Annotated in this window: 23 protein-coding genes; 21 read left to right on the top strand and 2 right to left on the bottom strand. The window is 56.1% G+C overall.

Features of this window, described 5'->3' with window-relative positions:
- Nucleotides 1–86 precede the first annotated feature (86 nt).
- The 8 genes from EY643_RS14160 to EY643_RS14125 all read left to right on the top strand — a co-directional run bounded on the left by EY643_RS14160 (nucleotide 87) and on the right by EY643_RS14125 (nucleotide 12,122).
- A complete protein-coding gene (locus EY643_RS14160; RefSeq protein ID WP_240732712.1) occupies nucleotides 87–545 on the top strand; it encodes a hypothetical protein in 459 nt (152 codons plus the stop codon).
- Nucleotides 546–642: 97 nt separating this feature from the next.
- The gene (locus EY643_RS14155) at nucleotides 643–2,112 is read left to right on the top strand and encodes a hypothetical protein (protein WP_153239843.1); all 1,470 of its coding nucleotides are present in this window, start codon (nucleotides 643–645) and stop codon (nucleotides 2,110–2,112) included.
- 87 nt (nucleotides 2,113–2,199) lie between these two features.
- Nucleotides 2,200–3,117, top strand: a complete 918-nt coding sequence (locus tag EY643_RS14150; RefSeq protein WP_153239842.1) for a peptidylprolyl isomerase — start codon at nucleotides 2,200–2,202, stop codon at nucleotides 3,115–3,117.
- A complete protein-coding gene (locus EY643_RS14145) occupies nucleotides 3,117–4,043 on the top strand; it encodes a glycosyltransferase (RefSeq protein ID WP_153239841.1) in 927 nt (308 codons plus the stop codon). Before EY643_RS14150 ends, EY643_RS14145 begins: the two co-directional genes overlap by 1 nt.
- 74 nt (nucleotides 4,044–4,117) lie before the next feature.
- Nucleotides 4,118–7,705, top strand: a complete 3,588-nt coding sequence (locus EY643_RS14140) for a glycosyltransferase (protein ID WP_153239840.1) — start codon at nucleotides 4,118–4,120, stop codon at nucleotides 7,703–7,705.
- 41 nt (nucleotides 7,706–7,746) lie between these two features.
- Nucleotides 7,747–9,702: a sulfotransferase gene (locus tag EY643_RS14135; RefSeq protein WP_205743074.1), complete on the top strand. Its 1,956-nt coding sequence runs from the start codon at nucleotides 7,747–7,749 to the stop codon at nucleotides 9,700–9,702.
- 33 nt (nucleotides 9,703–9,735) lie between these two features.
- On the top strand, nucleotides 9,736–10,989 hold the full coding sequence (locus EY643_RS14130) for an AmpG family muropeptide MFS transporter (protein ID WP_420841622.1): 1,254 nt from the start codon (nucleotides 9,736–9,738) through the stop codon (nucleotides 10,987–10,989).
- Entirely contained in the window at nucleotides 10,986–12,122 is a 1,137-nt protein-coding gene (locus EY643_RS14125) for a hypothetical protein (RefSeq protein WP_153239838.1), read from the top strand. Before EY643_RS14130 ends, EY643_RS14125 begins: the two co-directional genes overlap by 4 nt.
- Here the strand turns inward: EY643_RS14125 and EY643_RS14120 are convergent.
- On the bottom strand, nucleotides 12,091–12,408 hold the full coding sequence (locus tag EY643_RS14120; protein ID WP_338035546.1) for an MGMT family protein: 318 nt from the start codon (nucleotides 12,406–12,408) through the stop codon (nucleotides 12,091–12,093). The two genes, EY643_RS14125 and EY643_RS14120, sit on opposite strands and share 32 nt — an antisense overlap.
- A gap of 26 nt (nucleotides 12,409–12,434) precedes the next feature.
- Here EY643_RS14120 and EY643_RS14115 point away from each other — a divergent pair, with 26 nt between their 5' ends.
- The 5 genes from EY643_RS14115 (at nucleotide 12,435) to EY643_RS14095 (ending at nucleotide 17,001) form a co-directional block, all read left to right on the top strand.
- Nucleotides 12,435–13,487, top strand: coding sequence for a DUF481 domain-containing protein (locus EY643_RS14115; protein WP_153239836.1), 1,053 nt, complete (start codon nucleotides 12,435–12,437; stop codon nucleotides 13,485–13,487).
- A 69-nt stretch (nucleotides 13,488–13,556) separates the two neighbouring features.
- Nucleotides 13,557–13,982 (top strand): FxsA family protein, encoded by a 426-nt coding sequence (locus EY643_RS14110; RefSeq protein WP_153241054.1) that lies wholly within the window; start codon nucleotides 13,557–13,559, stop codon nucleotides 13,980–13,982.
- 207 nt (nucleotides 13,983–14,189) lie between these two features.
- Entirely contained in the window at nucleotides 14,190–14,480 is a 291-nt protein-coding gene (locus EY643_RS14105; RefSeq protein WP_153239835.1) for a co-chaperone GroES, read from the top strand.
- A gap of 59 nt (nucleotides 14,481–14,539) precedes the next feature.
- A complete protein-coding gene (gene groL, locus EY643_RS14100) occupies nucleotides 14,540–16,183 on the top strand; it encodes a chaperonin GroEL (protein ID WP_153239834.1) in 1,644 nt (547 codons plus the stop codon).
- A 116-nt stretch (nucleotides 16,184–16,299) separates the two neighbouring features.
- Nucleotides 16,300–17,001: a crotonase/enoyl-CoA hydratase family protein gene (locus EY643_RS14095; RefSeq protein ID WP_153239833.1), complete on the top strand. Its 702-nt coding sequence runs from the start codon at nucleotides 16,300–16,302 to the stop codon at nucleotides 16,999–17,001.
- Nucleotides 17,002–17,068: 67 nt separating this feature from the next.
- Here EY643_RS14095 and EY643_RS14090 read toward each other — a convergent pair whose 3' ends face one another.
- Nucleotides 17,069–17,650, bottom strand: a complete 582-nt coding sequence (locus EY643_RS14090; RefSeq protein ID WP_153239832.1) for a Fe-Mn family superoxide dismutase — start codon at nucleotides 17,648–17,650, stop codon at nucleotides 17,069–17,071.
- Nucleotides 17,651–17,792: 142 nt separating this feature from the next.
- Here EY643_RS14090 and EY643_RS14085 point away from each other — a divergent pair, with 142 nt between their 5' ends.
- The 8 genes from EY643_RS14085 to bamA all read left to right on the top strand — a co-directional run bounded on the left by EY643_RS14085 (nucleotide 17,793) and on the right by bamA (nucleotide 26,694).
- A complete protein-coding gene (locus EY643_RS14085) occupies nucleotides 17,793–18,413 on the top strand; it encodes a urate hydroxylase PuuD (RefSeq protein ID WP_153239831.1) in 621 nt (206 codons plus the stop codon).
- A 164-nt stretch (nucleotides 18,414–18,577) separates the two neighbouring features.
- Nucleotides 18,578–19,303 carry a UMP kinase gene (gene pyrH, locus EY643_RS14080; protein ID WP_153239830.1) on the top strand — a complete coding sequence of 242 codons (726 nt, stop codon included), beginning with the start codon at nucleotides 18,578–18,580 and terminating at the stop codon, nucleotides 19,301–19,303.
- Between the two features lie 26 nt (nucleotides 19,304–19,329).
- Nucleotides 19,330–19,887 (top strand): ribosome recycling factor, encoded by a 558-nt coding sequence (frr, locus tag EY643_RS14075; RefSeq protein WP_153239829.1) that lies wholly within the window; start codon nucleotides 19,330–19,332, stop codon nucleotides 19,885–19,887.
- A 96-nt stretch (nucleotides 19,888–19,983) separates the two neighbouring features.
- Nucleotides 19,984–20,691, top strand: coding sequence for a polyprenyl diphosphate synthase (gene uppS / locus EY643_RS14070; RefSeq protein ID WP_240732908.1), 708 nt, complete (start codon nucleotides 19,984–19,986; stop codon nucleotides 20,689–20,691).
- Complete coding sequence (locus EY643_RS14065) at nucleotides 20,684–21,520, top strand: phosphatidate cytidylyltransferase (protein WP_153239827.1); 837 nt, start codon at nucleotides 20,684–20,686, stop codon at nucleotides 21,518–21,520. Before uppS ends, EY643_RS14065 begins: the two co-directional genes overlap by 8 nt.
- Nucleotides 21,521–21,522: 2 nt before the next feature.
- Nucleotides 21,523–22,713 (top strand): 1-deoxy-D-xylulose-5-phosphate reductoisomerase, encoded by a 1,191-nt coding sequence (gene ispC, locus EY643_RS14060; RefSeq protein WP_153239826.1) that lies wholly within the window; start codon nucleotides 21,523–21,525, stop codon nucleotides 22,711–22,713.
- Entirely contained in the window at nucleotides 22,713–24,068 is a 1,356-nt protein-coding gene (gene rseP / locus EY643_RS14055; protein ID WP_153239825.1) for an RIP metalloprotease RseP, read from the top strand. Before ispC ends, rseP begins: the two co-directional genes overlap by 1 nt.
- Nucleotides 24,069–24,123: 55 nt before the next feature.
- Nucleotides 24,124–26,694, top strand: coding sequence for an outer membrane protein assembly factor BamA (bamA, locus tag EY643_RS14050; protein ID WP_420841655.1), 2,571 nt, complete (start codon nucleotides 24,124–24,126; stop codon nucleotides 26,692–26,694).
- Nucleotides 26,695–26,702 lie beyond the last annotated feature (8 nt).

Genomic DNA, 26,702 nt, shown 5'->3' with positions numbered 1-26,702 from the left:
TCTGAATTTAGCGTTGCGAGGTGAAGCCTCGGAGCGCATATCAATTTTAGTTGCCATCGCGTATAATCGCGCCCCTTCGAAACCAAATGATCAAGAAAAACAGTATGTTAGCTAAGTTATTGCGCCCCCTTTTACTTCTCTTTCCCCTGCTTTTAGTTGCCTGTGATAAGCCCGTTCAGGAGTCTGCTGAGCTGACTGATAGTCAGCGCGAGGCCCTCGAAATACGGGTGGAAGAACGGTGGCGCGCACGCATTGCGCACGACTGGGAAAAGGCCTGGGAATTCACTTCGCCCGCTTATCGAGAAGTGTTCCCTAAGCACCTGTATGTAAAAAAGTTTTCATATACGGCTAACTGGGAGTTGACAGGTTTGGAAGTCACCAATTATGATCCGTCTGCAGCTGTAGCGAGTGTGGTGGTTCGGGTCATGTCCAAACCCACCAAACAAACCTCTGCAGCGGCTAAGGCGATTGGTGCGATGCCACGCGAACTGCACGAGAGGTGGATCCTTGTCGACAGTGAGTGGTGGTTTAGTGCCAACTATTAGCTGTATATGTAAGTTGACAGCTGGCTGCAGCTAGCAATAATAGCGCTAGCAACTTTACTTTTAGGTTGTAAACAAGACTAAATATTAGGAGTCTCCTATGAACGCAAATTTCAAGCCTCTTGGCCTCGCCGCTGCAGTTGCAACTGCAACCGCTGGCTACGCGGGTGTTGCGAATGCACAGTCCTACGCAAGTTCGACTGAGCTTGGCGACCTGGCTATCGTTCCTTACTACACAGTATTGGAAGGGTATGCCACCGGCGTAAACATCATCAACACTTCAGCCCAGACCCAGGTCATCAAGTTCCGCTTCCGTCGCGCAACTGATTCCATGGACGCGCTGGACTTTAACGTTGTTCTGTCACCTTACGATATGTACACAGGCTTCCTGTCTGCAGCTGGCGACGACATCACCTGGACGTCTAACGACAACAGCTGTACTGCTCCGGCGATGACTGGCAACAAGTTCACCATGCCTGGCATCTACCGCGCCGACGCTGACACTGGTTACATCGAAATCATCTCCATGGGTTCTCCCGAAGATGAGGCTATGGCACTGGCTGTAAACGCTCTGCACGATGCAGACGGCATGCCCGAAGATTGCGACCTGGTTCGTGATAACTTCTTCGACATGGAAGGTGAATCTTACGGTAACGTGAACTTCGCTGAGACCATTGACTCTGACGGCGAGACTACAACGTATGTAGCTTCTCCTGACTCACTGAAGGTTTCTTACTTCATCAAGTCTGACGAGACCGGTGTAGAATTCGGCGACAACGCTGTACACGTTGCTGGCTTCCTCGATGGCCCCGCAATGACCAACCAGGAAAAGGGTATTTTCTCTGCCGACCTTACCGGTTTTGACTATCCAGACCTGAACGGTGGTGTTCCGACTGACCCCGCTAGCCGTGGCAAGTACAACGAGCTGCGTGGCATTCTGGGCGCTGAAGCACTGATCAACGATTGGTCCGCTAACTCTGCTGGCGACTTCACTGTCGACACTGACTGGGTTATCACATACCCCGGCCAGTACGCCATGCTGGTTCTGCCGACTTACCTGCAGAGCCTGATCGGCGCTGCTGACTGTCTGCGTACTGTACCTGCTGGTCTGGCGTCTGAAGCTCCTTGTGACTTCCGTGACATTCCAATGACTGCTTCTATCACTGTTTACGATCGTGAAGAGCAAGGCATCGTAGTTGAAGACGGCGAGCTGGTTGTATCTCCTCAGCCTCCAGTCCTCACACCTACTCTGGAACTGCCGCACGAAGTTAACGTTATCCAGTGGGGCGAAGCTCCAGTCCTGAACGCTCCTGTAGCGATCACTGGTCTGACTACTCCTGAAGGTTCTAAGTTTGGTTGGGCGAACCTTGAGACTACTCCAGCTGATGACTACCTGATGGTATGTGACTGGGATCTGTCCGCAGCTCCTGCTGTTGGCTACTCTTGTGCCGCAGCTGAAGGTTCTGCTGCAGTCGTTGGTTTCGTAGCTTGGCAGCGTGCTTTCGCTTCTCTGCCTGCTGCAAACTACGGTCGTATCGTAGAGCACAGCCGCGTACAATCCTCCAGCTAAGCTGTAGGTTGTTTGCATAGAAAGCCGACACCTCAGGGTGTCGGCTTTTTTTTGTTTTCACTATTTAACAAAAGTATTGGTTAAGCGATGAATTCACTGAAAACTCTATTTCTCTCCCTTCTGGTCCTAGCGACCTCTGGTTTTACCGCCTACGCCCAGCAAGATAACCCGATAGCGCTGCAAGACGGTGATACGGTTATCACGGAACAGGAGCTAGCTTACCTGGTGTCGACCTGGACCCCGCAGATGCGCACTGTAGCTACCGAAGATGAAGGCGATCGCCTTGAATTGCTCAACCTGATGATGGCCAATAAGCGTATCGCGGCTGAGGCCGATGTAGTCGCCGACGAGGACTCCGCACTATATTACGAGTACTTGCATGCGCTGGAGGGTTTCAAGCGAGACTTCGTATTAAGGAATTACCGGAAAAACCTCGAGATTCCAGATTTCTCCGATTTGGCAAGAGAGCAATATGCGGTTAAGCGAGACAAGTATGCGCTCGTTCCAGAGACAAGGCTGTCGTCACATATTCTCTTTGAAAGGAAGCCGGGTCTGGATGCCGAGAGTCGGGCTAAGATTATGGCAGAGGCGCAGGAAGTGCTTGATCAATTGCGCGCTGGCGCAGACTTCAATGAAATGGTGACGCTGCACTCCGATGAGCCAGGGGCCGTAGAGCGAAATGGAAAGTTCGATCGTTGGGTTAAGTTTGGTGATACTTCTGTGACTCCGCCCTACACAGAGGGGCTGTTCACTCTTGAAAGCGTTGGTGATTACTCCGAGATTGTGCAGTCTCAGTTTGGATTACACATCATCAGGCTCGATGGCATCAAGGAGAAAAGCTATAAGCCTTTCGAAGAGGTGGCTGGTCAAATCGTGACAGACCTGCAGAATGAATATATCAAACTCTCGATGAAAGACTACGTGACCAAGTACAATTTTGACGACAATGTTGTGATCGATGACGAAGTCGTTTCCCGTGTTTTGGCTCCCTATAACCCTCAGTAGTGAGCTTGGTCAAGTCTCGACTTGCCGTCCTTCTTTGTACCTATAATGGAGGGCGGTATCTTGCTGAGCAGTTAAATTCAATAGTTGTTTCTGATTCCGTAGCTGGCGCTATTTTTGTGTCGGACGATGGCTCCTGCGACAATACCCCGGATGTACTCGCAGCTTTCGCTGCAGAATCGATGCTCCCGGTAGAGGTCCGTCGAGGTCCATCGAAAGGGCATGCCGCCAACTTCATGTCTCTGGTAACCGCAGGGGATATCAGTGCGGACTACTTTGCCTACGCTGATCAGGATGACTTTTGGGATGAAGACAAGCTGGATCGGGCAATTGGTCGCTTGCAAGTCGTCGATCCGGCGCTACCAGCGCTGTACTGCAGCCGCACACGTACTGTTTCCGCACACGGCGTAAACGAGGGTAAAAGCCCGCTCTTCGCCCGTGCCCCTTCTTTTGCCAATGCCGTGATTCAGAATATTGCTGGCGGCAACACCATGGTATTCAACCGTGCGGCACGCGAGTTGCTGCAGCGAGCGGGCGAGGTGGATGTGGTCAGTCATGACTGGTGGACCTATATGCTGGTCAGCGGTGCAGGCGGCAGCGTTATTTACGACCCCCAGCCCTCTCTGTCATATCGCCAGCATGCGGGAAACTCCATCGGAGCCAACACGGGGCTGCGCAACCGAAGTCAGCGCTACCTGGGTTTTCTGTCTGGGCGAAACAGGGAGTGGAACGCGCGAAATTTAATTGCCCTCAACTCCGCTGCTGAGTTTTTTACCCCTGAAAATCGGGATGTACTGGCGAGGTTTGAGGAACTGCGCAGCGGTGGATTGTTGCGGCGACTAAAGGCTCTTCGTCATGGCGGGTTCTATGCGCAAACAACAACCGGAAATTTGGGCCTCCTTGCTGCCACTTTGTTAAAGAAAATCTAGGTATTTCACGTATAATGCGCCTATATACGCATACATAAGCCGAACCTTTCTCCGCTGCCTTAGTTTCTGAATTTATGTCCAAGCCCAAAAAGCTGATTGTGGTACTCGGCGCGCATCGTTCTGGTACATCCCTGTGCGCAGCCGCTATTGAAGCCCTGGGAGCAGACGCCTGCCTGGGTGAACACTATGCTAATGCTGAGAACAGCAAAGGCTTTTTTGAGCACCCGGATATCGTTGATTTCAACGACCGGTTGTTGAGCCACCTGGGCGGTAGTTGGGACAATCCCCTGTTTGATGGCGCTGCAGCTATTGCCTCCGCAGATCTGGCAGGGTGGTCTGAGGCGGGTTCCAATCTGTTACAGGGCATTTACGGCAAGGCATCCGTGGCGGTTCTCAAGGATCCCCGGGTGTGCCAGCTGCTCGATTTCTGGAAACCCGTATTTGTTGCTGCCGGATACGAGTCTGCTGATGTTTATTACGTCCACACCCTACGCGACCCGGTTGAAGTCGCGCTGTCCCAGCGCAGTCGTGCCCTGGCGAATGAAGATTTTTATGAGTTTGGTCGGGAGCTGCCTGAGGGCGCAGCCCTGTGGCTCTCGCTGACGGCTCAGGCCTTGTCGGCTACCCAGCGAGAATCTGTGTATTACGTCTCTTACGCGGGGCTAATGACAGCTGCAGAGAACCTTCTCGAGCAACTAATGGACTTTACCGGGCTGCAAGCTGAGCCGGCCAGGGCTCGGGCTTTTTGCGAGAGCTTTGTTGATAGTGAGCTTTATCGCAGTAGTGCGGACATAGATTCACGTGAGCTGCTGCAGCGGAAAATACCCCAAGTGTTGGCGTTCGACGCAGCGTTGGCGCCCGTTCTAGATGGGGGGCGGCATATCGACGCCGTACTTGAGGCTTGTCTCGCCATCGCGAATGCGACCGAAACGCGCTGTGCCATGATGGACGCAGTGAGCCCGGCGCTGTCCCGCCTGAGTGATAGTTGTCGTGATGATCGCCTTGAGCGCAGGCGCGGTGAAGATGTCATCACTGACCTGCAGGCGCAAGCAAGTGAGCTGGCAGAGAACGCCCGGAGAATGCAGCAAGAGCATCAGGCAGTGGTGGAACCGCTGGAAGCCGAGGTTAAATCGTTACAAGCCGGTACCGGCCAGTTGCAAACACAATTGGCCGAACAAGGCACTGAGATTGCCCGAGTCAGCCAGGTGGCCGAGGAACATTGGGAGACTATTGGTGAGCTTGAAACAACTCTGGAAGAAGGCCGAGCAGAATGGACTCGTCTCGAAGATGAATTGGGGAATGAAATTATCTCGCTGGGTGAGCAGCGTGATTTTCTCGACGAACGTATCCATGAGATGGAGCAGTCAAGCTCATGGCGTCTGACACGCCCACTGCGAAGCCTTAGCTTTCGCCTCCAGCGCCTGAGAGCCTGGTCTTCGGGTCAGTGGGTACAGCTTCGGCTAAAAGCGATTTTGCTCTATCACCGCATGAGTTTGCGTCAACCCGCGGTGGCCTGGACAATCCGTCGGCTGGTGCGACCCTTCTTCCGCCTCACTAATAGGCTGCTGAATGTTGAAGCCAGGGATATGCACACGCCTGCAAGTGCAGGGTTGCTGACACCGATGCGTTATCAGCAAGAAGAAGAGGCCGAGGATTTTGACCCGCTAGTTTCGGTGATCGTTCCCAATTACAACCATGCGCCATACCTGCGGCTCCGCCTGGAATCGATCTTCTCTCAGACTTACGAGAACTATGAAGTGATCTTGCTGGACGATGCCTCCAGTGACGACAGTGCCGAGGTCCTGCGTGAATTCCACGAGCGCTACCCATCGAAGTCGACGTTGGTGATTAACGAGGAGAATTCAGGGGGTGTCTTTCACCAGTGGGAACGCGGCCTGAATCTTGCCGCTGGGGATATCGTCTGGATCGCGGAAAGCGATGACTGGTGCACGGAAAATTTCCTCGAGACCCTGGTGCCGTATTTCGAAAACGAGGCCATTACGCTTGCCTATGCGCGCACTGTGTTCATGGATGGTGAGGGTGAGAAACAGATCTGGTCGATCAATGAATACCTCCACGATATCGATCCGCAGCGCTGGAATGCGCCTATAGTCGAGACCGGGCCGGCCATGGTGCGGCAGGCATTCGCGGTCAAAAACATCGTGCCTAATGTAAGCTCGGCCCTGTTCCGCACGCCGCGGCAACTCGAGATATTGAAGGATCCGCAGTGGCGCAAAATGCGCACATGTGGCGACTGGGTGCTTTATCTGCACTTGCTGCGTGGCGGCATGTTGGCTTACTCGCCGGAGGCCTGTAATTACTACCGCCAGCACGGTCAGAATACATCCGTAAAGTCGCATTCAGAGGACGAGTTCTATCGTGAACACGAACTCGTTGCGAAAACGGTGCAGCGCTATTTTTCTGTGCCGGCAGAAGTCTTCTCAAATCTGCGGGACAACCTGGAAATTCACTGGCGTGAAACTCGTGGAGAATATACCCACGAGGCGCTGGAGAGTTGCTACAGCCTTGCGCGCATAGAAGCGGAAGCTAAGGAGCGCGCGCCTAACCTGCTGATGGCTTCCTATGCCTTCTGTTCAGGTGGCGGCGAAACATTTCCGGTAAGCCTCGCCAATATAATGAAGCAGCACGGTTACAACGTCACTTACCTCGACTGCGCGCGTGAGCCTCGTATTGAAGGCGTCTATCAGAAATTGCGCAAGGACATACCGATCGTATCCGACTTCGGGCAGCTCGAACGAATCATCGATGATTTCGAGATCGACCTTGTGCATTCACATCACGCCTGGATGGATAGCACCATCCTCGATATTTTGCCCGAGGATGTTGCTTGCAAAACCGTGGTGACACTTCATGGTATGTACGAAACGATCAATGAATACGACCTGCGGCCGATACTTCCGCGCCTGGTCAAGCGCAGTGCGCGCCTGATCTACGTGGCGGAGAAAAACCTGGAGGCGATCGACAGGCACGGCTTGTTGCAGTACGCCCGCACCAGCTGTATCGACAACGCCCTGGAGCATGAAACTTTCGAGGTCATCACTCGTCAAAACATTGGCGTGCCAGACGATGCATTTGTGTTCACTCTGGTGAGCAGGGCGATGGCTGAAAAAGGCTGGCAGGAGGCAATCGATGCCGTTGAGATCGCCCGAAGCCAGAGTGATGCCGATATTCACTTGCTGTTGGTGGGGGACGGCCCCGAATATGACCGTCTGCTCAACGTTGAGCTTCCGGGCCATGTTCACTTGCAGGGCTTCCAGCGCAATGTGCGTGGCTATTTCGCGCTGGCAGATGTCGGATTTCTACCCTCTCGCTTTCGCGGCGAGAGCTTTCCGCTGGTGATTATTGAGTGCCTGCAAACAGGTGTTCCGTTTCTGGCCTCGGATCTGGGAGAAATTTCCCGAATGCTGTCGAGCCAGGCCGGCCCGGCCGGAAGCGTTGTACCCCTGCAGGGTGATGACATCGATATAGCGGCCCTGGCAGCGGAGATGGCGCGCCTGTCGAGCGAGCCGACATACTATGCTGAACTGCGGGCTGCTGTAGCGGCAGCCGCCAGTAAATTTGATCCAGCGGTGCTTGCTCGCAAGCACGATGAGGCTTATCGCCTTGCGCTGCAGGAACCGGGCCCGCGGGACACCGCCTGAATACTGAACCCGGCGAATGTGACTGGGAATAGAGAGGAATGATGAAGAAGAAGTTGTACGTGCATATCGGCATGGGTAAGACCGGTACCACGGCATTGCAGAATTTCTTCTGGGATAATCGCAAGGCGCTTTCCAGCCTCGATATCTGTTACCCGCGCCTCGGCACTATGTCCAACGCGCACCATCTACTGTCGCCACATATTCCACGTTTTCTCGAAGACGAGTGGGATTTCCAGAAAGTAGAGGACTGGGCGCCGAAGCTTGCCGACTGCACTGAAGGGAGTGTTCTACTGTCTTCCGAGCTCATGGCCTGGGCCGAGGAATCCAAGGCCCGACGCTTCTGTGCTCAGGTTTCAGCATGGTTTGATGTGCACGTCGTGGTGTACCTGCGGCGGCAGGACAATATCATCATGGCTAGCTACAACCAGCAGATCAAGGCGGGGCCACAGAAGCGCCGTATCGATCTCATTTATCGCAAGCAGTCGGAGCGCTTTGATTACCTCAAGGTGCTCGCGCCCTGGGCCGACTCCCTGGAACCCGGCAGGCTCATCGTGCGCCCCTATGAGCGCGAGCAGTTCCACAAGGGCGATATTCGCCGTGATTTTATGTATCACGTGTTTCGCCAGGAGATCGAGGAGGAATCTTTCAGCCTCAAGAAAGGTAATTCCAATCCGCGCCTTTCGCTCGCCGCTGGCGAATACAAGCGGATGGTGAATACTCTGGTCACCGAACCAAAGAAAAATGACCGCTTCAATCAGTTGCTGATGCAGTTCTCAGCAGAGAAGGACCAGTCATCCACCAGCTATTTTTCCAGCCAGTCGTTGCTCTCCCCGGCCCAGCGCAGGGAGGTGCTTGATGCCAGTCGGCACGCCAATGAAGTGATCGCCAAAGAGTACTTTGGCCGACCTGACGGGCGCCTGTTTTATGAGGACGAGCCCAGCGGTGATGAATCCTGGCCCGGAATCGATCTGTCTCGCGAAGATGCGGAGGAAATTACCGCTTATATCAAGGGGCAGGACGCCAAGCTGATGCGTCACCTGGCGAGTAAGATCACGGCGCACAAGGACGACCTGGCCTACCAGATTAGGCACTCGGCCAGGTTCCTCTCCCACAGTGTTCTATCTGCTGCACAGGCGGTCCCGGTGTATCGCATTGCACGCGAGGACGCTTCGCCTATCGTGATTGGCGGCCTCGGGGGCAGCGGTACGCGCCTGGTGGTAACCCTGTTGCGAAAAATGGGTGTGCACTTCGGTGGAGAACTCAATGAGTCGCTGGATAATCTCTGGTTCACGCTGTTGTTCCTGCGACGCTCTCTATTGCTGAAGTCCGATGACGAGGTGGAAAAGCTCTGCTGGTTGTTTGCCAACGGTATGCGCCATGGCGTCGAGCTCTCGGATGAGCTCAGGTCGCTGCTGGATGAGGCCAGTGCGCTGGACAGAGGTCCGGTGGTGCCTTTCGAGCATCTGCAGCGCGCTCGCGATACCCTGTTGCGCAGCCCGACCCACGACCGCAGGCACGAGCACTGGGGTTGGAAGGAGCCCAACTCCCATATCCTGTTGCCGCACCTGGATCGCTGCTTTCCCGAGATGAAATACGTGTATGTCGTGCGCAACGGTTTGGATATGGCGTTCAGTGACAATCAAAACCAGTTGAAGTACTTCTGGGGCGAACTCATGTTGGATCAGCCGTTTGAGCCAGGCCCTGAAGCCGCCCTGCGCTACTGGGTGGCCAGCCACAAACGGATGCAGGGCTTCCGCAAGCGGATGGGCCATCGCCTGCACTTTTTGAGCTTTGACCGCCTGTGTGCTGATCCCGAGGGAGAGCTCGAAGCGCTGCGCGAGTTCGCCGCCATTCAGATCAGCAAGAAGGAACTGTCGGAGATTGCGGACTCTGTCCGAGCGCCTGCAACGGCTGGGCGCTTCCGCAGTGAAGACCTGTCCCGGTTTGATCCCGCCGATGTCGACTTTGTGCGACACATGGGTTTTGATGTTGACTGATTCATCGCCCGCATGGCGTGAGAAGGAGAGGGTTTGAGCGAAGCAGTAGGCGGCTGGCGCGCAACGGTATTCAATCGCCGCATGGCAATCTGTATCTTCACCGGTTTTTCATCCGGCTTGCCGCTCTACGTCCTGATTCAGCTTATCCCAGCGTGGCTGCGTGAGGGCGGAGTCTCGCTGACAGAGATCGGCTTTTTCGCGCTGGTCCTCATGCCCTATAACTGGAAGTTCCTTTGGGCCCCTTTCCTCGATCGCTGGGAGCTGCCTTTGCTGGGGCGTCGGCGCGGTTGGCTCTTGCTGTTCCAGTTAGGCCTGCTGTTTTCGATTGGCGTGCTGGGTTGGTTCCAGCCCGGCTCACAAACGGCCACGATCGCCTGGGCGGCAGTACTGGTAGCGCTGTTTGGCGCCAGCCAGGATGTGGTGATCGATGCTTATCGGCGTGAAATCCTCCCCGATGAAGAGCTCGGGCTTGGCAATTCAATCCATGTTCAGGCCTACCGACTGGCGGGACTTGTTCCCGGTTCCCTGTCTCTGATTCTGGCGGATATTCTGCCCTGGGACTCGGTGTTCTGGATTACAGCTGCGTTCATGGTTATCGGCATTGGCATGACGCTGGCTGTGTCGGAGCCGAATACCGAGCGACCCCCGCCCATGGGGATCTATGGCTCGGTAGTGGCGCCGTTCAAGGAGTACTTGCAGCGTAAAGGCTGGTCGGCGCTGGTGCTCATTCTCAGCTTTATGTTCCTGTATAAGCTCGGTGACAATATGGCCACCGCGCTAGCCACGCCATTTTATCTCGATCTGGGTTTCAGTATGACCGAGATTGGTCTGGTGGCGAAAAATGCGGCTCTGTGGCCGGCTATTTTTGGCGGCCTACTAGGCGGTGGTTTGATGATTCGCCTGGGCATTAATCGTGCCCTGTGGTTGTTTGGCGTGGTGCAGGTGGTCAGTATTCTGGGCTTTGCCGTGCTCGCAGCCAGCGGTGCGAAACTCTGGCTGCTGGCCCTGGTGATCGGCTTTGAGTATCTCGGCGTTGGGCTGGGCACCGCTGCCTTTACCGCATTCATAGCGCGCGAAACGTCGAGAATGTATGCCGCCACGCAATTTGCCCTGTTTACAGCGCTGGCGGCGCTGCCGCGAACGTTTGCCAATGCCAGCACCGGTTGGATCGTGGAACAGATCGGCTGGGTGGAGTTTTTCTTCCTGTGTGCGGTGCTGGCTCTGCCCGGTATGTTGCTCCTGTTCTGGGTTGCTCCCTGGCACAGGAACGAGGCGGCGGGGGCGTGAAGCGCCTGGTCATTCATGCCGGTATGGCCAAGACCGGCACAACCACGATACAGGATAGCCTCGGGAAAGCCTGTGAGGCGCTGAAGTCGGACGCGGTCTACTACCCTGATTGGCGGCCCTATAACCACTCCTATGAACTGGCGGCGCTATTCCGTGGCGACAGCAAGGCGGGGTATTACTATCGCCAGTTTGGCGCTGAAACCGACGAGGAATGGGAGGCTGAGCGCGAGCGTCTGCGCCTGCAGTGGCGTGCATTCTTCGATTCGTTTACGGAAGGAACGGCCATTATTTCGGCAGAGGGCCTCGAGCAGTTTTTTGCCGAGGACGTGGAAGCGCTGCTGGAGTTTGCGCGGCCCAGCTTTGATCGTTGTATGGCTGTGATCTACGTCCGCCACCCGCTTACCTCAATCAAAAGTCGGTGGGAACAGGCGGTCAAGCAGCTGGATGAACCCCGCAGTGGCGAAGATCTGCTGCAGGAATGCAAGCGGCGCACCCGGTTCGGTGCTGTGAGGCGCTGGAGTAAAGCGGTGGGTGAGGGGAACCTGGTGGTCCGCCCCTTCGACCCGCAGCACTTTCAGGGCGGCGACCTTGTCGAGGATTTTCTTCATAGCATTGGTCTGGAAAGCCTCACCCTCACGGGGGAAGTGGAAGCGGCCAGCAATACCTCGATTGGCCATAACGGCACGGCCTTCCTGATCCAGTTCAATGGGCAGTATCCACAGTACCGCGACGGAAAATACAACGCCGACCGAGGTATGGCTTCGAATCTGGAAGTGCTCTATCGATTGATGCGCGAGACTGCGGACGAGACCCTGGTGCTGGATGTGAAGTTCAGCGCCGACGAGGCGGCCGCGATCAATCGTGAAATTACTTTCGTGAACCGTTTTCTCAGCGAGGCAGCCAGGTTTGCACCTGTCGAGGCAAGTGCGGGTAAATCGCATCTACCTGACCCAGACAAACTTCCCCCAGCTTACGTTGCCGACATTGCGAATGGCTTGCTGCAACTACTCGAACGCGAAAAAGCAGATCGGCGCCATCTGGGGCGCGAGGTGAAGCGCCTGCAAGAGGAGGGGGTCGAGTTGAGAGCTCGCCTGGAAGAACTCAGTCCCAGCGATAACGACGAAGATCAATAGATTTGTTGGGCCGAAAGCTGATGCCCTCTGCCTCCAGCCTGTCCCTTTGGGTATACTGCGATGCGGAACCTTCTGGCAGGGAAATGCGGCCCTGGGCATTGATCACGCGGTGCCATGGAATACGGGTGTCTTCGGGTAACCCCTGAAGCGCCCGGCCGACTCTGCGTGCAGCGCCCGGCAGTCCAGCCTTGTGGGCTATATCGCCATAGGTCGACACCTTCCCCTCGGGGATGAGTGAGACAACCTGCCAGATACGTTCGTTGATATCAGTGTTCAAGCTTGTCACCCATACAACGAGAAAAAAGACTGTCCATGCTCCACACAATAACCTGGCTCGGCGCCGCTATTCGGCCGGCGCACCCAATCCTGCTGTTGTTTGCATTCATTCTCCTGCCCCAGTACGCACTCGCTGATCGCATTTATTTTACTGACGGTGAGTCTATCACCGGCACCATGGTCGGAATAGAAGAGGGCAAGGTGCTCTGGACTTCGGCGATGCTGGGTGATCTCAATATCGAACTGCGTCATGTCGACTATATCGAGAGCGGAGATCATTTCGATTTAAGACTCACCGGCACGGAGTTGCACAACTGCTGGATGTTTATTCAGCGCGAGAAGCAGCACCTGCACTGCGATGAGGGCGTGCGGCCACTGGCAGACTGGAAACTGGTGGTAGCTGCGGGTGAAAGCCTGATAGACGCCCCGCCGGTTCTGCAGCAAAAGGGCTCCGTCATTCTGGCGCTGGAGGACTCTTCCGGCAATAGCGATATTGCCAAGTACGATTTGAATGCCCGCAGCGAGATACGCTTGCTCGACACACGGCATACGCTGGCCCTTCGCTATCAGGACGAGAGTGCCGACGGCGAAAAAACCCGTGAATCCTGGCTCGGCAGTTACCAGTATGACCAATTTTTTACCGACCAGTGGTTCGCCACGGGGAACGCATTCTATGAGACGGACGAATTTCGTGATTTGGATGAGCGATATTCAATGGGTGTGGGAATGGGTTACCAGTTCCTGGAGACGGCCTATTTTGATCTGCTTGGCAAGGGCACGCTCAACTACGTCAATGAAGATTTTACAACCGGCGAATCGCGCAGCCGACCGGCGTTTCTGTGGAACCTCGACTTCGCATGGCGCATAGACGGCGATGGTATGGAGCTGTTCCATCGTCATGCGATATTGCAGTCCTTTGAGCAGGGCACTGATTACGAACTCAATACCACCACCGGCTTCAAATATCCCATTAGCGGACAGCTCAGCTCGGTGGTGCAGTTGGAATACAATTACGACAACCTGCCCGCTGAAGAGGCCATCGATAAGGTAGACCGGAAGTGGTCGGTAGGAGTGAACTACGCCTTCTAGATGCCCCGTCGACTGGCCTTGTAAATGGGCCCATTGCCCCCATAATTTCCCAGACAACGAGAGATTATGATGCGACTATTTTTTCTACTCCTGCCATGGCTGGAGTTATTTACCCTGATTCAACTGGGCGTTGAGACCAGTGCGCTGACGGCAATTTTCTATGTCCTGGCCACTTTTGTGCTCGGGCTGGCGGTACTGCGCCGGCAGGGCGTAGAGATGTTCAATCAGATGCGCAATGCGCAGCAGGGTGGCGTGCTGGGGCGCCAATTGCTGGTTGATGACATGGCCGTTGGCTTGGCCGGCGTGCTGCTGGCTTTCCCTGGTATGATCACTGACTTCGTCGCCCTGTGTGTGCTGATAGGCCCTCTGCGCAGACGCCTGGCGCGGCTGTTTGGCGCACCTGAGCCGGAGCCGTATCGCCCCCAGTACGACCAATCTGCCGATTCGGCTATCGAGGGACAGTACACCCGGGTCGATGACGAGAGAACCCCCTAAGCTTCTGATTTTATTGAACTATATCTGATTTTCTGGGTTTTCGTTCAAACCCGATCCGGCACTTGACGCATCCACAGCTCACACTAAAATTAGCACTCTCTTAAAAAGAGTGCTAATCGCCCCTTGAAAAGCCTTGGGGCGACCCCATGAAACTAGCAGCGCCCCGTTGAGGGCCCTCATAATATTGTCACTAGGAGATTTAGACAGATGAGTATTCGCCCCCTGTATGACCGTGTGGTCATTCGTCGCAACGCAGAGGAAGAAACTACCGCAGGCGGAATTTTGCTGCCCGGTTCCGCGAAGGAAAAGCCCAATCAGGGCGAAATTGTCGCGGTAGGTGAAGGCAAGGCTCTGGACAGCGGCGAAGTTCGCCCTCTGGCCGTTAAGGTCGGTGACACCGTGGTATTCGGTCAGTACGCCGGCAGCAACACTATCGAAATCGATGGTGAAGAATTAGTCATCATGGGTGAGAGCGAAATCTTCGCGGTTGTTGAGTAACAGCTAAGCAAGGTATTTCACTCCACTGAACCCGATTGAGAATTTAAGGATTTCGAACAATGTCTAAAGACGTATTTTTTGGCGACGACGCTCGCTCTCGTATGCTGAACGGCGTGAATGTCCTCGCCGACGCAGTTAAAGCAACTCTGGGGCCCAAGGGCCGCAACGTAATTCTGGACAAGGCATTCGGTGCACCCACCGTAACCAAGGACGGTGTGTCCGTAGCAAAAGAAATCGAACTGGCTGACAAGTTCGAAAACATGGGCGCGCAGATGGTCAAGGAAGTTGCTTCCCAGGCTTCCGACGCCGCAGGTGACGGTACTACCACTGCTACCGTATTGGCCCAGTCCATCGTTAACGAAGGCCTGAAATCTGTTGCCGCTGGCATGAATCCCATGGACCTGAAACGCGGTATCGACAAGGCGGTTGCCGCAGCGGTTGAGCAGGTATCTACTGCCTCTATCCCTTGTGCAGACACCAAAGCTATTGCCCAGGTTGGCACCATCTCTGCCAACTCCGACGTCCAGGTTGGCGACATTATCGCCGAAGCCATGGAAAAAGTTGGCAAGGAAGGCGTTATTACTGTTGAAGAAGGTTCCGGTCTCGAAAATGAGCTGGACGTGGTTGAAGGTATGCAGTTTGACCGCGGCTACCTGTCCCCTTACTTCATCAACAATCAGGACAGCATGAGCGTTGAAGCTGAAGCGCCCTTCATCCTGCTGGTCGACAAGAAAATCTCCAACATTCGCGAACTGCTGCCTCTGCTGGAGCAGGTAGCCAAGGCCTCCAAGCCGCTGGTTATCATCGCTGAAGATGTTGAAGGCGAAGCGCTGGCTACCCTGGTAGTGAACAACATGCGTGGCATCGTGAAAGTAGCAGCCTGTAAAGCACCTGGCTTCGGCGATCGTCGCAAGGCCATGCTGCAGGATATCGCCATTCTGACCGGCGGTACTGTGATCTCCGAAGAAGTGGGTATGGATCTTGAATCTGCCACTCTTGAGCACCTGGGCAGCGCCAAGCGCGTGACCATGGATAAGGACAACAGCACCATCATCGATGGCGCTGGCGACCACGGCGCAATCACTGCGCGCGTTAATGAGGTTCGCACTCAGATCGAAAATACTTCTTCCGATTACGATCGCGAGAAGCTGCAGGAGCGCGTGGCCAAGCTGGCTGGCGGTGTTGCAGTGATCAAGGTTGGCGCTGCCACCGAAATCGAGATGAAAGAGAAGAAAGCTCGCGTTGAAGATGCTCTGCATGCTACTCGCGCTGCGGTTGAAGAAGGTGTTGTTGCCGGTGGTGGTGTTGCCCTGGTTCGCGCAATCGCTGCTATCGCTGAACTGAAAGGCGACAACGAAGACCAGAACCACGGTATCGCAGCAGCCCTGCGCGCCATGGAAGGTCCTCTGCGCCAGATCGTCGGCAACGCCGGTGATGAGGCCTCTGTTGTGCTGGACAAGATCCGTCAGGGTGAAGGTAACTTCGGTTACAACGCCGCGACCGGTGAGTACGGCGATATGATCGAGATGGGTATCCTGGATCCAGCTAAAGTGACTCGTACCGCACTGCAAGCCGCTGGTTCTGTTGCTGGTCTGATGATCACCACAGAAGTCATGGTTGCCGATGCACCTGCTGAAGGCGGCGCGGCTGCACCAGCAATGCCTGACATGGGCGGCATGGGCGGCATGGGCGGCATGATGTAAGCCCAGTCCTCCAGACTGAACCGAAAGGGCCCGGTATTCGCATACCGGGCCCTTTTTTTTTGACGGGCTTTCGACTACCGTTGTCGTCCGCAGTAATGAATATTCAGGAGTCCCGCGTGTCCGAGATCGTCACTTATACAGAACAAGAGAAATACAGCCTGATCCAGATGGACGACGGCAAGGCCAACGCCGTGTCATTCGACATGCTGGCGCAATTGGGCGCTGCGCTGGATAAAGCTGAGATCGCCGGCAAAGTTGTTGTCATCGCCGGGCGTCCGGGAAAATTTTCTGCTGGTTTCGATCTGTCCGTGATGGGGCAGGGCGGCGACGCCATGGTCAAACTGGTAGCAGGCGGCGGCGATCTCGCGCGCCGTATGTTGAGGTTCCCCACGCCTGTGGTATTGGCGGTTACTGGCCATGCGCTGGCTATGGGCGCCATTATGCTGATGTCGGCAGACTACCGAATCGGAACTGCAGGCCCTTACAAGATCGGCCTCAATGAGGTGGCCATTGGTATGACTCTGCCGTATTTCGGTGTGGAAATTGCCCGCGCAAAATTGACCCCTTCCCATTTCGATCGCGCCGTAAATTGCGGTGTTCTGTACGATGCCGATGGCGCAGTGGACGCTGGCTATGTCGATGAGGCGGTGGATGTGGATCAGCTGATGAATCGCGCAATCGCGGTTGCAGAACAGCTCTCAGGTATCAATATGAACGCTCACAAGGGCAGTAAGGATCGCGTCCGCGCACCTTTGTATGCGGCACTCGCTGAAGCCGAAAAACTGGATGCCGAGAGCCTGGCTGAATTAATGAGCTAGGGTTTGCCGGTGTTAAAAAAGGCCCTGCACCGGGAAGTGCAGGGCCTTTTTTTGTATCACCGTTCTATCAGGCGAAATTGGCGTTGGCGAATTCCCAGTTCACCAGCGCCCAGAACGCTTCCATATACTTCGGTCGAGCGTTGCGGTAGTCGATGTAATAGGCGTGTTCCCACAGGTCGACGGTGAGCAGGGGGGTGACGCCTGAATCGGTCAGCGGCGTAGCGGCATTGGAAGTATTGACTATGGCAACGGAGCCGTCGGCGTTCTTTACCAGCCAGGTCCACGATGACCCGAAGTTGTTTATTGCGCTGGTAGTGAAGGCTTCCTTGAACGCATCGAAGGAGCCAAACGCAGCGTCAATGGCTTCTGCGATTGCGCCCGTGGCTGCGCCACCGCCGTTGGGGCTCAGGCAGTTCCAGTAGAAACTGTGATTCCAGATTTGTGCGGCATTATTGAAGACGCCACCCTCTGATGTTTTGACCACGTCTTCGAGTGATTTTCCTTCGAGGCCGTTGGCTTCCGTCAGGCCGTTTAGCTTGTCGACGTAGGTCTGGTGGTGTTTGCCATAATGGAATTCCAGGGTCTCAGCGGAGATGTGAGGTTCGAGTGCGTCCTGGGCATAGGGAAGAGCAGGCAGTTCAAAGGCCATGTGCAGGTTCCTTGGTGTGGTGGTGGATGTATTACAGGAAAGCCCTCACGGTGTGTGCGGGCTATGGAAAGGCAGCTTTCGCGCCGGTCATGGAAGTGTATAATCAACCCGCGAATACAACAATATAAAAGGGGGTTGTCGCATGATTCTTGAATTCATTTTCCGCTTTGCGCACGTGCTGTTCGGTATCGTCTGGATTGGCATGCTGTATTATTTCAATTTTGTTCAGACCGAGTATTTCAAGGAAGCCGAGGCAGACGCAAAAGCTGATGCCGTGAAGAAGCTCGCTCCGCGCGCTCTTTGGTGGTTCCGTTGGGGCGCCATGTTTACGTTCCTCACGGGCCTGACTCTGCTGCACCAGGTTGGCGCGTCCACCAATATTCTTGGTATGCCGGTGATCTGGGTTGGCGCTCTGGCCGGGACTCTCATGTTCCTCAACGTCTGGCTGATTATCTGGCCAAACCAGCAAATCGTTATCGGCTTGAAAGAGGGTGAAGGCCCGGTAGCCGCGGCGAAGGCCGGCCTGGCATCGCGCACCAATACGCTGCTCTCTGGTCCAATGCTGTTCGCAATGCTGGGCTCGAAGCACCTGTACATTGCCGATGTGAGCGCCGTGGGCTTCTATGCCTGCATCGCACTGATTCTGGCACTTGAGGCCAATGCCTTGTTCGGCAAGACCGGTCCGATGACCAGTGTTAAGGGTGTGATTCACTGTAGCCTGGCGCTTACGGCTGTCATCTGGGCGCTGTTGGCGTTCGTCTGAGCTAGCTGTGCCGCGGGGGTGACTTCGCTCGCGCTCCCGGTACTCATTAGCATCTCAAATGGCGCCTTTACGGCGCCATTATCGTTATCAATTTGGCTAAATTCCCGCTGGGGTGGAGGGGCTTGTTCCTGTAAGATAGCGCCCCAGTTCAGGAGAGGCCAGTTATGCCCCAGATGAGTGGTGAAAAGAAGTACAAACGCATCCTGCTCAAGTTGAGCGGCGAGGCGCTGACCGGTAGTGAAGCTTTTGGCATCGACCCAAAAGTGCTCGACCAGATGGCATTGGAAATTGGCCAGTTGGTCGGTATCGGCGTTCAGGTCGGGCTGGTTGTTGGCGGCGGCAATTTGTTCCGCGGGGCCTCACTCCAGGAAGCCGGGCTCGATCGGGTCACGGGCGACCACATGGGTATGCTTGCGACTGTCATGAATGCACTGGCACTGCGCGATGCACTTGAGCGCTCCAATATTTCCACCCAGGTAATGTCAGCGATTCCCATGAGCGGTGTTGTGGACCATTACGATCGTCGCAAGGCAATCCGTGCATTGAACAATGGCGATGTGGTGGTTTTTGCGGCCGGTACCGGCAATCCGTTTTTCACGACTGATTCCTCCGCCTGTCTCAGGGGAATTGAGGTGGATGCGGAGCTTGTGCTCAAGGCCACCAAGGTCGACGGCGTGTACTCCGCCGACCCGATGAAGGTAGCGGACGCGATCAGGTATGAACGCCTCACCTACGATGAAGTACTGGATAAAAAGCTGGAGGTTATGGACCTCACAGCCATTTGCCTCTGCCGGGATCACAATATGCCGGTGCGGGTATTTGAAATGGAGAAAAAGGGCGCACTGCTCAATATCGTCCGCGGTGGCGATGACGGCACCCTGATCGAGTAGTTGGTGCCACAGGAGGAAACAGTAACGTGATCGACGACATAAAATCAGAAGCTGACGAGCGCATGGCGAAGAGCCTTGATGCGCTGAATCATAACTTCAATAAAATTCGTACCGGGCGCGCACATCCGAGCTTGCTCGACGGCCTGCGGGTTGAATACTACGGCTCCGAGACGCCCCTGAACCAGGTGGCGAACGTCAACGTAGAAGACGCGCGCACGCTGTCCCTGACGGCGTGGGACAAGACCATGATTCCTGCCATTGAGAAAGCGATCATGAAATCTGATCTCGGCCTCAACCCGGCGACCGCCGGAGAGGTGATTCGTATCCCTATGCCGATGCTGACCGAGGAAACGCGTAAAGGCTATATTCGCCAGGCGCGCCACGAAGCGGAGTCTGCGCGCGTATCGATTCGCAATGCCCGACGCGATGCCAACGGCATGCTCAAGGATCTGGTCAAAGAGAAAGAGATTTCAGAAGACGACGAGCGCAGGGGCCAGGATGAGGTCCAGAAACTGACAGATGGTTTTGTCGCTAAAGTCGAGAAAATGTTGGCTGAGAAAGAAGCCGACCTGATGGAGATCTAGGGGTCCATCCCCTGGCCTGAAGCCATGTCCGATTCCCAGTCGCGGGGCGACTCAGAAAATCGCGAGACAGTAGTGCCCCATCATGTCGCCATTATCATGGACGGCAACAATCGGTGGGCCAAACGCAACGGTGTTTCTGGCCCTGCGGGCCACCGTGCGGGTGTGGAGGCTGTGCGCAATATTCTGCGAGCCTGTCGCAATCACGGCGTCGAAGTTCTTACCCTCTTTGCCTTCAGCAGTGAAAACTGGGGACGCCCCCTGCCGGAAGTGCGTGCACTCCTTGCGCTGCTGTCACGTTATCTGCGCAGTGAGGTGCGGGAACTCCACAAGGATGGTATCCGCCTGCGGTTTATTGGTGAGCGTTCGCGATTCAGCGCTCGTCTGCAACGGCTGATGCAGCAATCAGAACACCTGACAGCGCGCAATTCCGGGGCGACTGTTGTCATCGCCGTGGACTACGGCGGCCAGTGGGACATCGCGGAGGTCGCACGCAAACTCGCGCGGCAGGCACAGCGCGGTGAGCTGGACCCTGAGACTATTGACGCAGATATGATTGACCGCAACATCTCTATTGCCGATCTACCTCGTCCGGACCTGTGTATTCGTACTGGCGGGGACGCGCGCATTAGCAATTTTATGCTCTGGCATTTCGCCTATAGCGAGCTCTACTTCACCAACACTTTATGGCCCGATTTTGGCGAGCTCGAGTTCGCCCGTGCGCTCGCGGATTACAGCCGCCGTGAGCGGCGCTTTGGCCTGCGTGACCCTGACGGTCTGGTAGCGGGAGCAGAGATCGATGCTTAAGCAGCGCATAATCACCGCCGTCATAATGGCGGCCCTGTTCCTGGCGGCCATTTTTTTCCTGCCGTATCAGGCGCTGGCGGCCCTGCTGGGGCTTATTGTCCTCGCCGGTGGCTGGGAGTGGTCCCGGCTGGCAGGGTGGGAGCATGTCGGCGCGAGGCTGGCCTTTGTTATCGTGCTCGCAGCTGTGCTGGCAGGCTTGTATACCCTCTGTGGTCTTGGCGGCGCGCCCAGCAGGGAACAGATACAGCCGGTGCTGGGCCTCGGCACATTGTGGTGGTCGTTCGCACTGTTGTGGGTCAAGGGTTATCCCGGTAGCGCAGCGCTGTGGAGTAATCGCGTCATGCGTTCCCTCATCGGCTTGCTGGTGTTGGCGCCAGCCTGGGCAGCAGCGATCTATTTGTTGAGCTTCCCCCGGGGCGGCCTCTTGTTAATAGCCATGGTTGTAGTGGTCGTAGCCGCTGATGTTGGCGCGTATTTTTCGGGCAAGTCGCTGGGCAAGCACAAAATGGCTCCAGCTGTGAGCCCTGCCAAGACCTGGGAGGGTTTCTGGGGGGGTGAAATCTGCGCCGCTCTTGTAGGCGTGGGGCTCTGGTTTTTCATGCCGGCCCAGGGGGCGCACATTTCATTGCTTGCGGTGCTTGCCGTCGTTCTGGCCACCAGCGTTGCCTCCGTTGTCGGCGACCTTACAGTCAGCATGGTCAAGCGCGAGAGTGGCACCAAAGACAGCGGCAGCTTGCTGCCAGGTCACGGCGGCTTTCTCGACCGGCTGGATAGCCTGTGTGGTGCGGCACCGGTATTCACCCTCGGTCTGGTTTTGGCGGCCTGGTAGTTGTGAGTTCAGGCATACGTCAGGTCTCCGTGCTCGGGTCTACTGGATCTATTGGTGTGAGTACCCTCGATGTGATCGCCCGGCATCCCGGCGACTTCAGCGTCTTCGCGTTGGCGGCAAACCGCTCGGTCGACGCCCTGCTGGCCCAGTGTGAACAATTCAAGCCTCGTTATGCTGTCATGGCGGATGAAGATGCCGCGGAGCAATTGCGTGCGCGTATGGCGCAGGTGGCGGATACGGAAGTATTGTCGGGGGAGCAGGGTCTCGAGCGGATTGTGACTGCGCCAGAGGTAGACAGTGTGATGGCCGCGATTGTCGGTGCGGCGGGATTACCCTCAACCCTGGCTGCGGCACGTGCAGGTAAGACTCTGTTGTTGGCCAACAAGGAATCGCTGGTTATGGGCGGGCATCTGCTGATGCAGGCCGTGCGCGAATCCGGTGCACGCCTGATGCCTATCGACAGCGAGCACAATGCCATATTTCAATGTATGCCCGCTGACGGCCAGGCCCGCCCCAAGTTAAAAGGCGTCAGTAAAATACTGCTGACTGCCTCGGGGGGGCCGTTTCGCAACTGGAGCCGCGCTGATATGAGCGACGCAACTCCAGACCAGGCCTGCGCCCATCCCAATTGGTCGATGGGGCGAAAAATTTCGGTAGATTCCGCGAGCCTTATGAATAAGGGGCTGGAATTTATCGAGGCGTGCTGGATTTTCGATGTGGGCCCGAAGCAGGTGGATGTGGTAGTGCACCCCCAGAGTATTATTCACTCGATGGTGCAATACGTGGATGGTTCCGTGTTGGCGCAATTGGGCAACCCGGATATGCGCACACCGATTGCTTTCGGCCTCGGATGGCCCGAGCGGGTGGCCGCAGGCGTGGCTCCGCTGGACCTGATAGCGACTGCCAGGCTGGATTTCGAGGCGCCGGATGAGGGACGCTTTCCCTGCCTGCGCCTGGCTCGCGAGTCCGTAGCGACCGGCGGCACGGCCATGGCGGTATGTAACGCCGCCAATGAAGTGGCTGTAGATTCGTTTCTTGGAGGGGGTATTCGTTTTACCGACATTCCCCGTGTTATCGAGACCGCACTGGGCCAGGTGAAGGTAGTTGAACCCACCGATCTCAGTGTTGTCGAAACTGCTGATGGGGAGGCCCGTGAGGCCGCCCGTGAAGCGATAGGGGCTCTTTCCCACTGATGGATATGCTGTACACAATTCTGATTACCCTGTTCACCCTCGCGGTACTGGTGGCGGTGCACGAATATGGTCACTTCTGGGTAGCCCGAAAGTGCGGTGTCCACGTGATTCGCTTTTCGATCGGTTTCGGTAAATCCCTGGGCAGCTGGCGCGACAGCCAGGGCACCGAGTATTCGGTCGCGGCAATCCCGCTGGGCGGTTACGTCAAAATGCTGGACGAGCGCGAAGGTGATGTCCCCGAGGAGGATCTGGACAAGACCTTCAATCGCAAGCCCGTGCTCCAGCGAATCGCAGTGGTGGCCGCCGGGCCCCTGGCCAACCTGATTCTCGCCGTCGTGGCTTACTGGTTCCTGTTTATGGCCGGTGAGAAAGGCTACGCCCCTGTGATCGGCGAGGTTGAGGTCGGGTCGATCGCCGAGGTGGCTGGCCTGGAGGCGGGGCAAGAAATAGTGGCCGTCGATGGCGCTGACACGCCTACCTGGCGGGCCCTGAGCTTTGCGCTTCTGGATCGCATTGGCGACTCCGGCACTATCGAGTTCGCCGTGAGTTACCCCGGTTCAGACATGATTTACGAATCTGAAGCGGTTATCGATCGCTGGCTGTCCGAACAGGAAGAGCCAGACCTGTTTGGGGGGCTGGGTATTGCCATGTATACGCCGGAAGTTCCCCCTGTAGTGGACACGGTGAGCGATGGCAGCCCGGCAGCAGTAGCAGGCCTGCAGCAGGGCGATCGGGTGCTGAGAGCCGATGCTGTGCCTATGGAAAAGTGGATGGACTGGGTCGAATATGTGCGCGCTCGGCCAGGTGAGGCGATTACTCTGGATATTGAGCGCGACGGTCAGGTTCAGCAGGCGGTCATTACTCCGGAGCGGGTCGTCGAGGGAGCCGCTGAGCCCTTCGGTAGGGTTGGGGTGAGCGTGGCCCTGCCCGAGATGCCCCCAGAGCTGGTGCGCAGCTTTCAGCGGGGGCCCATTGAGTCCGCCGGCGCCGCTGTCGTTCAGACCTGGGAATTGATGGGATTCACGCTGAATTCGATCAAAAAAATGATCATGGGGCTCATATCGCCGAAAAACTTGAGCGGCCCCATCACCATTGCTAAAGTGGCCAGCGCTTCCGCCAAGTCGGGCCTGGAGTCCTATATTGGCTTCCTTGCGCTGCTGAGTGTGAGCCTGGGGGTTTTGAACCTGCTACCGGTGCCGGTACTGGATGGTGGCCACCTGTTGTTTTACACCGTCGAGCTATTGGCGGGAAGGCCTGTACCTGAGAAAATACAGGCTCTGGGATACCAACTGGGCCTGTTCCTCGTCCTCGGGATGATGGGTCTGGCCTTATACAACGATTTTTCGCGCCTGTAGCGAACATTAACAAGAAGTCAGCTACAGGCTGAATCCGTCAATTGAGTGAATTTTGATTAAGCGATTTAGCAAACTCCTGGCCGTGGTCCTGCTTTTGTTGGTGCCACCGGCTTACGCCGAGACATTCATCATCTCCGATATCCGGGTGGAGGGTCTGCAGCGTATTTCTGCGGGCAGCGTATTCGCCTCCCTCCCGGTGGCTGTTGGCGATATGGTGGACGAGCGTTCTATTCGCGCCTCGGCCCGTAGCCTGTTCACCACTGGCAACTTTGATGACATTCGCATCGGCCGCGATGGCAATGTCCTGGTAGTGGTGGTGGCTGAGCGCCCGAGCATCAGCGAGATCAACATCGACGGCAACAAGGCAATTGAAACCGAGGCCCTGCTTGAAGGCCTCAAAGGCGCGGGCCTTTCAGTTGGGCAGGTTTTCCAGCGTTCTACCCTGGAAGGTATGCAGCTTGAGCTACAGCGCCAGTATGTCCAGCAAGGGCGTTATGACGCCGGTATTGAAACCGAGGTGGTGCCTGAGCCACGCAACCGCGTAACCATCAACATCGATGTCAACGAAGGCACTGTCGCAGCCATCAAGCACATCAATGTGGTGGGCAACGAAGTCTATACCGACGATGATCTTGGTGATGTCTTTGAGCTGAAGACCACCGGCTGGCTCTCATTCTTTACTAATGACGACAAATATTCCAAGGAGAAGCTCACCGGCGACCTAGAATCCCTGACGTCCTACTACATGGACCGCGGTTACCTCCAGTTCCGCATAGACTCCACCCAGGTATCTGTCTCTCCAAGCAAGGAAGAGGTGTATATCACCGCCAATGTGACCGAGGGCGATAAGTTTACGGTGGGCAGCGTCGACCTCTCCGGTGACCTGGTTCTACCCGAGGAAGACCTGCGTCGCTTCCTGCTGGTTGCTGAAGGGCAGACATTCTCCCAGCAGTTGGTTACCAGCACCGAGGAATACATGACTCGCCGCTTGGGTAACGAAGGCTATAACTTCGCCAAGGTGACCGGTATTCCCGAGGTGGAAGACGGCGAAACCACGGTTAATATGAAGTTCTTCGTCGACCCGGGTAAACGTACTTATGTGCGTCGGATCAGCTTTAAAGGCAATCTGAAGACGGCCGACGACGTGCTCCGTCGCGAGATGCGTCAGATGGAAAGCGCACCGGCGTCTTCCGCCAAGATCGAACAATCGCGTATCCGTCTCGAACGGCTGGGCTATTTCAGCAGGGCCAGCGTGGAGACTCCCCAGGTTCCCGGCCACGACGATCTCATTGACGTTGAGTACGCTGTTGAGGAACAATCCTCCGGCAGCATTGGCGCCAGCTTCGGCTACGCCCAGGACGCTGGATTGATTCTTGGCCTGAACCTGCAACAGGATAACTTCATGGGTACCGGTAAACGCGTCGGTATTAACCTGAATTCCTCGCGCTATCAGGATATGTACAACTTCAGTTACACCAATCCTTACTACACGGAAGACGGCGTCAGCCGCGGCTTTAATGTCTTCTTCCGGTCCACTGACCTCTCTGAGGTTAATGTGGCGAGCTACACCACCGATACCATGGGCGCGGCACTGAACTTCGGGTACCCGATCAAGGAAACCCAGCGCCTGGGCTTCAGTTTTGGTGTGTCGGATACAGAAATTACCGCGGGCCGTTTTGCCGTACAGGAGATCAAGGCTAGCCCGCGCCTGGAAGAGGGGGTCGACTACTGGTTTGACAGCACTCAGCAACCCGATGGCACGTTCTCCGGGCCCGAACAGTTGTTCCCGATTGCTACCCTGCCGCCGTCTTACCTGACCAGGCCGGCGGACCCGGGCTTCCTCGATGAAAACGGAGACGAGTTCCTGAACTGGACGATCACCTCGAGCTGGACCCAGTCCACCTTGAACCGAGGCCGCATGGCTACCCGTGGCGCTTCGAACTCGCTCTCACTCGAAGTGGCGGTGCCAGGTTCTGACCTTGAGTTCTACAAGCTCAACTATCGCGGTGAGATCTATTTCCCGATCAAGGGTCAATGGGTCATGCGCTTCCGCGGTGAGCTCGGCTATGGCGATGGCTATGGCGATGCGACCGAGTTGCCTTTCTATGAGCACTTCTTTGCAGGCGGCTTCGGCAGCGTGCGTGGCTTCGAAAGCAACACACTGGGTCCGCGTTCCACGCCCGCCAGACTTTACAATGGCCGCCAGGCCGTCACCGAAGTGGATGAGGAAACCGGTGAGGCAACCGCGCTGGGTGACTTCGGCTATGGTGCAGTGGATGAGAAGCTACTCGTTGAAACTGTCAACGATGATCCGGACCCCTTCGGCGGTAATGTCCTGATAGAGGGTAGCGCCGAACTGCTGTTCCCGCTGCCATTTATTAAGGATCGCAGCCAGCTTCGTTCTGCTTTCTTTGTAGACGTTGGCAACGTATTCAACACCAACTGTAGTGTCAGCCAGATCAACTGCTTCGATGTCGATGTCGATGAGCTGCGCTACTCCGTAGGCGTGGGCGTAACCTGGATTACGGGCTTCGGCCCCATGACATTCAGCCTGGCCAAACCTATTAATGCGGGCGACGAGGACGAGGAAGAAGCCTTCCAGTTCACACTCGGCCGCGGCTTCTGATTTTTACC

The organism is Halioglobus maricola (assembly GCF_009388985.1).
Classification (GTDB): domain Bacteria; phylum Pseudomonadota; class Gammaproteobacteria; order Pseudomonadales; family Halieaceae; genus Halioglobus; species Halioglobus maricola.
Note: the sequence above shows the minus strand (reverse complement) of the source record. Positions and strands in the feature narration are given on the sequence as shown.

Excerpts from the sequence above, each read along its gene's own strand:
- EY643_RS14155 (WP_153239843.1), top strand. The coding sequence starts at position 643 with ATGAACGCAAATTTCAAGCCTCTTGGCCTCGCCGCTGCAGTTGCAACT.
- pyrH (WP_153239830.1), top strand. The coding sequence starts at position 18,578 with ATGCCCCAGATGAGTGGTGAAAAGAAGTACAAACGCATCCTGCTCAAG.
- EY643_RS14105 (WP_153239835.1), top strand. The coding sequence starts at position 14,190 with ATGAGTATTCGCCCCCTGTATGACCGTGTGGTCATTCGTCGCAACGCA.
- uppS (WP_240732908.1), top strand. The coding sequence starts at position 19,984 with ATGGACGGCAACAATCGGTGGGCCAAACGCAACGGTGTTTCTGGCCCT.
- EY643_RS14110 (WP_153241054.1), top strand. The coding sequence starts at position 13,557 with ATGCGACTATTTTTTCTACTCCTGCCATGGCTGGAGTTATTTACCCTG.
- EY643_RS14150 (WP_153239842.1), top strand. The coding sequence starts at position 2,200 with ATGAATTCACTGAAAACTCTATTTCTCTCCCTTCTGGTCCTAGCGACC.
- EY643_RS14065 (WP_153239827.1), top strand. The coding sequence starts at position 20,684 with ATGCTTAAGCAGCGCATAATCACCGCCGTCATAATGGCGGCCCTGTTC.
- EY643_RS14090 (WP_153239832.1), bottom strand. The coding sequence starts at position 17,650 with ATGGCCTTTGAACTGCCTGCTCTTCCCTATGCCCAGGACGCACTCGAA.
- EY643_RS14085 (WP_153239831.1), top strand. The coding sequence starts at position 17,793 with ATGATTCTTGAATTCATTTTCCGCTTTGCGCACGTGCTGTTCGGTATC.
- EY643_RS14160 (WP_240732712.1), top strand. The coding sequence starts at position 87 with ATGATCAAGAAAAACAGTATGTTAGCTAAGTTATTGCGCCCCCTTTTA.
- EY643_RS14115 (WP_153239836.1), top strand. The coding sequence starts at position 12,435 with ATGCTCCACACAATAACCTGGCTCGGCGCCGCTATTCGGCCGGCGCAC.
- EY643_RS14135 (WP_205743074.1), top strand. The coding sequence starts at position 7,747 with ATGAAGAAGAAGTTGTACGTGCATATCGGCATGGGTAAGACCGGTACC.
- rseP (WP_153239825.1), top strand. The coding sequence starts at position 22,713 with ATGGATATGCTGTACACAATTCTGATTACCCTGTTCACCCTCGCGGTA.
- groL (WP_153239834.1), top strand. The coding sequence starts at position 14,540 with ATGTCTAAAGACGTATTTTTTGGCGACGACGCTCGCTCTCGTATGCTG.
- EY643_RS14140 (WP_153239840.1), top strand. The coding sequence starts at position 4,118 with ATGTCCAAGCCCAAAAAGCTGATTGTGGTACTCGGCGCGCATCGTTCT.